General features: G+C 60.9%; 4 protein-coding genes and 1 rRNA gene. 2 read left to right on the forward strand and 3 right to left on the reverse strand.

Features of this window, described 5'->3' with window-relative positions:
• Positions 1-1,760: molybdopterin-dependent oxidoreductase (locus ASN89_RS25465; protein WP_058051206.1), on the reverse strand; the 1,760-nt coding region annotated here is incomplete at its 3' end.
• A gap of 206 nt (positions 1,761-1,966) precedes the next feature.
• On the opposite strand from ASN89_RS25465, the gene ASN89_RS25470 reads away from it, so the two are divergent.
• Positions 1,967-3,160, forward strand: coding sequence for a M20 aminoacylase family protein (locus ASN89_RS25470; protein ID WP_058051207.1), 1,194 nt, complete (start codon positions 1,967-1,969; stop codon positions 3,158-3,160).
• 1 nt (position 3,161) lies between these two features.
• Here the strand turns inward: ASN89_RS25470 and ASN89_RS25475 are convergent, their stop codons facing one another.
• The gene (locus tag ASN89_RS25475) at positions 3,162-4,058 is read right to left on the reverse strand and encodes an NAD(P)-dependent oxidoreductase (protein ID WP_414842526.1); all 897 of its coding nucleotides are present in this window, start codon (positions 4,056-4,058) and stop codon (positions 3,162-3,164) included.
• Positions 4,059-4,165: 107 nt separating this feature from the next.
• Between ASN89_RS25475 and ASN89_RS25480 the strand changes: the two genes are divergently transcribed.
• Positions 4,166-4,726: an acyloxyacyl hydrolase gene (locus tag ASN89_RS25480; protein ID WP_046684556.1), complete on the forward strand. Its 561-nt coding sequence runs from the start codon at positions 4,166-4,168 to the stop codon at positions 4,724-4,726.
• Positions 4,727-4,961: 235 nt separating this feature from the next.
• On the opposite strand, the gene rrf is transcribed toward ASN89_RS25480, so the two are convergent.
• Positions 4,962-5,063 (reverse strand): 5S ribosomal RNA (gene rrf / locus ASN89_RS25485); the annotation flags it as partial.

The raw sequence follows: 5,063 nt of genomic DNA on the forward strand, positions 1-5,063 counted from the left end.
GAATTGAGGAAATTGCGTGCCGGCGGTGAAATCATGGCCAGCGGATAACGGGCCGCCAGCGCGGGATTGCTGGCTTGCGATTCGTGCGGCGCGATATACGTGGGCAAGGGATCGAGTCCCGCCTGCGCCATCGCGCTGGAATACAACTCGCACTTGCCCGATGGCGTGGGGAAACCGCCTGTGGCAAATGGCGCCTCGGCCATGGCCAGCTTTTGCCAGCCAGTGCGTTTCAGCGATTCCCAGTCGAAATGCACGGCGCGCGCGTCGGTCGTATCGAACGCCTTGGCCGCCAGCGCGTCGTCGCTTTCCTGGAAGCACGGGTCATCAAAACCCATGTGCTGCGCCAGCAAACGGAAAACTTCCGTATTCGCCTTCGCTTCGCCCAGCGGCGCCACGGCCGCGTTGTTCGCCATCATGTACAGGTGGCCGTAGGTGGAATGCGCATCGACATGTTCGAGCTGCGTGGTGGCGGGCAACACGATGTCGGCGTAATCGACGGTATCGGTCTGGAAGTGTTCGAGCACGACCGTAAACAAATCCTCGCGGGCAAAACCCTGCGCCACTTTCGAGGAATCGGGCGCCACCGCCAGCGGGTTCGAGTTATAGACGATCACGGCTTCGACTTGCGGGCCGAACTCGGCGGAACTTTCTTTCAATAGATCGTCGCCAATGGTGCTCATGTTGATGGTGCGCGGTGTGCCTTTCAATAAATCGGGGCGCTGCAGGGCCTTGCGGTTGACGGGGAAGGAACCCGAGCTCGACAGCTGCATGCCGCCGGCAGGATGGCGCCAGGCGCCCGTCAGCGCGGGCAGGCAGGCAATATTGCGCACGGCCATGCCGCCGCCATGCACGCGCTGCACGCCGTAGTTGGCGCGAATGGCGGCGCCTTCGCCAGAGCGGCATGCCTGGCCGTACAGGCGCGCCAGTTCCACCACTTCCGTGGCCGTGATGCCGCACACCTCGGCCACGCGCTCGGGCGGCCATTCCAGGGCCCTCTGTTTCAGTTCCGCATAGCCGATGGTGTACTGCGCGATATAGTCATGGTCGAGCAGGTCTTCCGTGATCAGCACATGCATCAAGCCCAGCGCCAGGGCCGCATCGGTACCCGGCAGCAAGGCGATATGCTGGTGGCATTTTTCGGCCGTCAGCGAGCGGTAGGGATCGATGGCGATCAGGGTCGCGCCATTGCGCTTGGCCTCTTGCGCACGCATCCAGAAGTGCAGGTTCGAGGCGATCGGGTTGCCGCCCCAGATGATGATCAATTTCGCGTTCTGGAACTGCTCCATGTCCGTTCCGATGCTGGCGCCTACCGTGTAGCGGTAGCCCGTGGCGCCGGCCGAGGCGCAGATGGTGCGGTCCAGCAGGGAAGCGCCCAGCTGGTTGAAGAAACGCGAGGACATCGATTCGCCCTGCACCAGGCCCATGGTGCCGCAGTAGCTGTACGGCAAGATCGCCTGTGGATCGCGCGCGGCGATCGGTTTCAAGCGGGCCGCGATGGTTTGCAGCGCTTCTTCCCAGCTGATGCGCTCGAACTTGCCTTCCCCCTTCTTGCCCACGCGGCGCAGCGGATGCAGCAGCCGGTCCGCATGGTAGGTGCGCTCCGTGAAGCGCGATACCTTCGTGCACAGCACGCCAGCCGTGGTCGGGTGGTCGGGATCGCCCTTGACGGCGGTGGCCACGCCATCGGTCACGGTGACCAGCAAGGCGCAGGTATCGGGGCAATCGAGGGGGCAGGCGGCGCGCACTTGGGTGGTGGTCATGGGGCAATCCAAAAACGTTGGGGGAAGGCGATACTGTAAACCATTCCGCGCGCTTGCTGTTGGCGCCGTGGCAAGCACGTCCGTGCGCTGGATTTACCCGGCAAACAAGAGCTACAATGCACTATTAGCCGCGTCTGTTTTTGATCAAACAAGCGCGGTCCGGCGCGCCATACATTGCTGCGTGCCAGCATCCACAGGAGAGTCCCATGAAACTAGTTGATCCGATCTTGGCGTTTCAATCCGAGCTGCAAGGTATCCGCCGTGACCTGCACGCGCATCCCGAGCTGTGCTACGAAGAACAGCGCACCTCGGACGTGGTCGCCGCCAAGCTGACAGAGTGGGGCATTCCCGTGGTACGCGGCCTGGGCCGCACTGGCGTGGTCGGCATCATCCAGAATGGCACCTCCAAGCGCGCCATCGGCCTGCGCGCCGACATGGATGCCTTGCCGATGCAGGAAATGAATACCTTCGAGCATGCTTCACGCCACCCGGGCAAGATGCACGCCTGCGGCCACGACGGTCACACGGCGATGCTGCTCGGTGCCGCCCATTACCTGGCGCAGCACCGGAACTTCGATGGCACGGTCTACCTCGTCTTCCAGCCGGCCGAGGAAGGCGGCGCCGGCGCGCGCGAAATGATCGAAGACGGCTTGTTTACGCGCTTTCCCATGGATGCCATCTACGGCATGCACAACTGGCCAGGCGCCGAAACGGGCACCCTGAGCGTGGTGGAAGGGCCCATGATGGCGTCCAGCAATGAATTCCACGTCACCGTCAAAGGCAAGGGTGCCCATGCGGCCCAGCCCCACAAAGGCATCGACCCCGTCATGGTGGCCGTGCAAATCGCGCAAAGCTGGCAAACCGTCATCACGCGCAACAAGAGTCCGCTCGACACGGCCGTGCTGTCGATCACGCAAATCCATGCGGGCAGCGCCACCAATGTAATTCCCGATGACGCCAGCCTGGTCGGTACCGTGCGCACTTTCACCACGCCCGTGCTGGACTTGATCGAGGAGCGCATGCGCGAGATCGCCGTGCACACGGCCGCCGCCTTTGGCGCCGAGGTCGACTTCCACTTCAAGCGCAACTATCCGCCGCTGGTCAACCATGCGAAGGAAACGGCATTTGCCGTCGACGTCATGAAAAGCGTAGTGGGCGCGGACAAGGTCAACGCGAATGTCGAACCGACCATGGGCGCGGAAGATTTTTCTTTCTTCCTGCAAGAAAAGGCCGGCTGCTATATCTTCATCGGCAATGGCGACGGCGAGCACCGCGATGGCGGCCACGGCCTGGGGCCATGCGTCTTGCACAATGGCAGCTACGACTTCAACGACAATCTGCTGCCGATCGGCGCCAGTTTCTGGGTCAAGCTGGCCGAAGCGAGCCTGCCCATCGCTTGAATCAGCTCAGTTGATCCGGACCGGTGCCCAAGCGCTGGCCCGGATTCAACGCTTCCAGGGCCAGCAAGGCGGCCGCGTGATCGGCCGTCGGATGCGTGGTGGCGAGGGTTTCATAACGCTGCGTCACCAGTTGTGTCACCGGCAAGGTGACGTGCGCCGCTTCGGCTGCCGCGAGGATGTTGTGCATATCCTTGATCTGGCTTTTCACTTGGCCACCGGCTACAAAATTGCGCTCCAGCATACGCTGGCCATGCACCTCCAGAATCTTGCTCTCGGCAAAACCGCCGCGGATCGCTGTCCGTACGGCAGCCGCATCGGCGCCGGCCGCCTGGGCCAGCAACAGCGCTTCGGCCACGATATTGAGCGTGGCACCGACGATCAGCTGATTGCACAGCTTGGCCACCTGTCCACTGCCGGCCGGGCCCACCAGAGTCGGGCGACCCATGACCGACAGAATCGTTTCAACCTTCGTGTAATCGCTGGCACTGGCGCCTGCCATGATGGCCAGGGTGCCCGCCTGTGCCCCACCGACGCCACCCGACACAGGCGCATCGATGAAGCCATGTCCCGCAGCATGCAAGGTGGCATGAAATTGCTGGGCTTCCGATTGTTTGGTGGAACTCATGTCGATCCAGAGCGCGCCAGCTGCCAGGGCCGGCAGGGCCTCCTGCAGCACCGTTGCCACGATGGGGCCGGCTTCCAGCATCGAGATGACCACGTCCGCGCCATTGACCGCCTCAGCCACGGAAACGGCCGGCTGCGCCCCTACCGCACGCAGAACTTGGGCCTTGCTGTGCGTGCGATTCCAAATTGTGACAGAATATCCAGCGCGCAGCAGGCACCGGACCATCGGCCCTCCCATTAGGCCAATACCGAGAAATGCGATTTTTGTAGACAATGTCAATTCAACCTCTGAGATCAAACAGGTGGCGGGAGTAGTGTGCAAAACTAGGTGCCTGCGCAAACAAGACAAGCCTGACGGCCAATTTTACGATGAAAGTCTCTATGTCCTTCAAGAAGAATCTCCTCAAATCCATCGCCGCCGTTGCCGCGCTGATGGCGGCTAACGCCGGCTTTGCCGCCGACGACAAACTGATCGACTCCGTCTATGGCGAATATGCCAAGGGCGTGAAGGTACAAATGGTACGCGCCGGCGTGACCTCGAACTGGGATAAAGCCTGGTTTGTATCGAATGGCACGCAGCTGAGCGGTTACTGGGATGCCAGCATCGGCGGCTGGGATGGCAAAAGCTATCGCAACGTCCCTGGCCAGCATCAAAAACTGTGGGACCTGGGCTTTACCCCGGTCTTCCGCTTTGAAAACACGAACAAGCTGGGCTTCTACGCAGAAGGCGGCATTGGCGTGCACATGCTGTCGAAACTGTACGATAACGACGATAACCGCCTGTCGACCCACTTCCAATTCGGCGACCATATCGGCGTCGGCTATGTCTTCAATAACAAATGGGAAGTCGCTGCGAAGATCCAGCATTTTTCGAACGGCGGCTACAAGAAACCGAATAGCGGCGTCAATTACATGAACGTCAAAGTCGCTTATCACTTTTAATAAGAGTGAAAAATGACAAAGGCAGCGCGCAGCGCTGCTTTTTTTTCGTCTGTGGTATTGACTGCTGACTTGTCGGATTACGCTCCGCTAATCCGACCTACCCGGCGTTCTATGGACGTAGGTCGGCTTAGCGCGCAGCGCGTAAGCCGACACCACCACCGGCGCCCAACAAAACCACCAGACGAAAAAAAACCCCACCATGGCTGGCGGGGTTTTTCTCTACTGCGAATAACAAGCCTGACGATAACCTACTTTCACACTGGTTGCAGCACTATCATCGGCGCAAAGTTGTTTCACGGTCCTGTTCGGGATGGGAAGGGGTGGGACCAACTTGCTA

The sequence above is a fragment of the Janthinobacterium sp. Ant5-2-1 genome, assembly GCF_001445815.1.
In the GTDB taxonomy this organism is placed as follows: Bacteria; Pseudomonadota; Gammaproteobacteria; order Burkholderiales; family Burkholderiaceae_D; genus Janthinobacterium; species Janthinobacterium lividum_E.

Coding starts and splice junctions, on each gene's coding strand:
- ASN89_RS25470 (WP_058051207.1), top strand. CDS start 1,967: ATGAAACTAGTTGATCCGATCTTGGCGTTTCAATCCGAGCTGCAAGGT.
- ASN89_RS25480 (WP_046684556.1), top strand. CDS start 4,166: ATGTCCTTCAAGAAGAATCTCCTCAAATCCATCGCCGCCGTTGCCGCG.